The sequence below is a fragment of the Pseudomonadota bacterium genome, assembly GCA_039714795.1.
GTDB lineage: Bacteria > Pseudomonadota > Alphaproteobacteria > JAGOMX01 > JAGOMX01 > JBDLIP01.
In genome coordinates, this window is record JBDLIP010000160.1 from 1 (window position 1) to 3,164 (window position 3,164).

At 40.5% G+C, this 3,164-nt stretch carries 2 protein-coding genes and 1 pseudogene; all 3 read right to left on the minus strand.

Annotated features, from left to right (window positions below):
- Positions 1-60 precede the first annotated feature (60 nt).
- Positions 61-1,440, minus strand: coding sequence for a hypothetical protein (locus tag ABFQ95_08215; GenBank protein MEN8237500.1), 1,380 nt, complete (start codon positions 1,438-1,440; stop codon positions 61-63).
- Positions 1,441-1,621: 181 nt separating this feature from the next.
- On the minus strand, positions 1,622-2,560 hold the full coding sequence (locus ABFQ95_08220; GenBank protein ID MEN8237501.1) for a MerR family transcriptional regulator: 939 nt from the start codon (positions 2,558-2,560) through the stop codon (positions 1,622-1,624).
- A 197-nt stretch (positions 2,561-2,757) separates the two neighbouring features.
- Positions 2,758-3,042: pseudogene (locus tag ABFQ95_08225) on the minus strand (ISKra4 family transposase).
- Positions 3,043-3,164 lie beyond the last annotated feature (122 nt).

The window sequence follows — 3,164 nt, forward strand, 5'->3', positions numbered from 1 at the left end:
GCCATTAGGTGGATACTCACACTCTATCGCTGCAAACCCTTTGTCCCAAACGATTTTTCCTTAAGTTAGTGCCATTGAATGATTAGGCTCAATCTCATTTGGCTCAAGTTCCACCAGCAAAGTAAGGCTTGCAAATTTTATTATGTGATTCTGTACTTCTTTAAGGTGCTCTGTTGAATCGCCATAAGTTTGACGAGCCTGTTGCATCGCTGAATCATAGAATTCCTGAGCATAGCTTTGTCTCTCTTCTTCATCATCAGATCGACACACCTTTTGCAACTCTTCATTAATTGGTGCGAATAATCCCTTCAAGAAAATATCAACTGTAGGCAGGCTTTTCCATTCATCAACTTCTACACCATCAACGTATCCTTGTAATACCGAAACAATGCGCTGCGTTTTACCATTGCCACACACTCGATGATCGTCGTCTTCAATACACTGTCCCAAAGCCTTAACCAAACTTTCTTGCAACATCTCCCTTTGGTCATCTTGGAACTGATTGGTAATGATCCACCAAGTACGTGCTAAAAGCCCTTTAATAGACATAGATGTTCTATCATTCAGAGTTAAGTAATGGCCGCCTGGGAGTATACTTCCGAAATCATTTGGGGTCTTTTTAGGACCATTGATGGTTCGCAATGCATTATCAACTTCATTCATCACACATTCGCTGTTATCACGTGTAAACGAAGCATGCCGATCAGACGTCTGCAAAAATTTAATGTAAGCGATAACCTCTTCTAATAACTCATCCTCGGCAATGTTTTTGCCTTGAACTTGGCGGAAAATTACCTCGACCGCAGATTTAGTTCTAGATCGACGTTGAGCGTTTTCAACATTTTCTCTGCCTACATATTGCTGAGTGGTGCGGCGTAGAGGTGCAAAAAGATCAGAGATTCTGCGCCTCATGCTAGACAAATCTATCGGTTCTATGTGTATTATCTGGGTTGCAATTTCATGAGAGAGCAATCTCCAATATGCATCAAACAACGTTTCTTGGTGTTGCTCTGCAAAACGGAAAATATTTTCACTGTTCAACTTTGTATCTAGCTCACGCAAATACTTGGTTAAATCAAGCCTCAAAAATCTTTTTGGGTCAGGATCAGGAGGAGGACCAGCTGCACCTAACGTATTGAAGCATATATCAGTTAATAGATTTTGGGTTATACTAGAACAATTAGGGTTGTATGATTGTAATATTTCTTGAATATGCTCTTCCGATCTCAACTGAGTTGAATACAACTCGTTTTGATTATGGAGTACTGGTCGGGTTATATGCGTTGTAAGGTCGTTGCGTTGTAAATTTCGCAGCGTGTAATGCATGGCCGAAGGCATACTTTCATCTGAAACACCTCCGAACTGAGAATGATCAGATGCATACACGCAAGTGCTAGACAATAGAATGCACAAAGCTAATTGTTTTTTCCAAATGACCATTATTACTCTCTGAACAATTTTTAAGTTCTGTATATTATGTAGTTTGTCAGTGGAGATTTGTCAAGTACATTGAAATGCTAACCCAAATCCATCAATGTACGATGGTTAAACTGCTCAACAGGAAACCCAAGTATTTTAAGAGGGTACGAAAGATTTGGGGGATAAGCTATCCCCCAGTTTTTCAGCTTGAAATATTATAATGGGATTTCAACCAGGTTCGAGCCGTTTCACTCACGCGCTCATCTGTCTTGGCTACTTCAACAATTTCAAGCCTCCGTTCGAGAGAGTCCCCACACATCTCTGTCATGATGCCCTCCCACTGACTAGCTGTATCGTTGTTGGGATCATCCACAGAGTCAAGAATGGCGTGCAAACGTTTCCTCCAATAAGCGTCGATTGCCTGATCTAACCACTCAATAGCCTCTTGTGGAATATCTGAGTGACCGCCTTTAAATCCTTTTTCCCAAACAATCTTACGCACCTGTGCATGCTCGGGCATATACATGGTATTGACAAGCTGCATGCATCTTTCACCCATTTTGATCCCATAATCATTTTTCGGATCCGTTTCAATATTTGCTTGGATTTCTTTGACAAACATTGCCCAGTCGGTTTTGAATTGCTGCTTTTCAGACTCGCTGAATCGTGTCTCCAAATTGGATTCAAACTCAATGTAGTCCTTTAACTCCTCGGGCGACAAAGCTGCTGCGGCCCATTTCTTTTCAAGTTGTTTTGACATTCGATATACCTCAATCAGTTCAATGGTTTTTTCCCACGGGATTGACTCATCTGGATTGTGCTCAGCTATTATCGATTGCATAACCTTAGCAGCACTCAACAAATTTTGCGCCTTTTCTTCTAAGATTTTGATCTGGGATTCAAATTGATCAATCGGATCCACATCTTTTTCTAGAATTTGCTTGATCTGAGCCAGTTCAAACCCGAAAGACATCAAGGCCATAATCTGTTGCACTTTCAATAAGTCAGCTTCAGAGTAAAGGCGATAGCCATTAGCCTGCCGTATTGAGGGCTTCAGCAAATCAATGCGGTCATAATGATGCAAAGCTTGCACCGTTAAACCGGTTATTTTGCTGAGTTCTTTCACGTACCATTTTGACATTTTCTCTACTCCTTACAAATGAGCCTAAGGTATATGGTAAGTATAGGGTCAAGAAGTATTTTTCAATGATTCATCATTTTCTTTCAATTACACCAGAGGGCAAGCCTTGAGAAACACAGAGCTGATCTATAGTCATTCCAAAAATAAATCGTACTCATTTATGAAGGGTGTGGCCCCGAAACGATGTATCGATACGGTCATTTCGCTAGAATTCCTGCTAATCCTTGTTTGTTAATTTTTTCCCAAAATTGAGACCAACGCCCTTTGGTTTTTACAATAGCTCTTAAGGAAATCACTATCTGTGCACCTTTATTTTTCCACCTCATTCCCGAATTGCAAAGCCGTTGCTTTATTAACGTTTTGCAAGCTGCCTCTGTTACACCTGAACCTATTGGCAATCCCTTTGCTCTATAGTCAGCATAGTTCATACGACTCTTTTGATTTGTAAAGTATGTAATAGCTCTATCAAGTTTTTCCAAAATAGCTGGAGTGCTTTTCTCGTGGAATGCGCTGCACCCCATGGACTGGACAAATTTTAGGACTTTTTAAGTGAGTTTTTGTCCACGGGTTCTAAAAAATTGATACCATGATCATTTCAATTAGT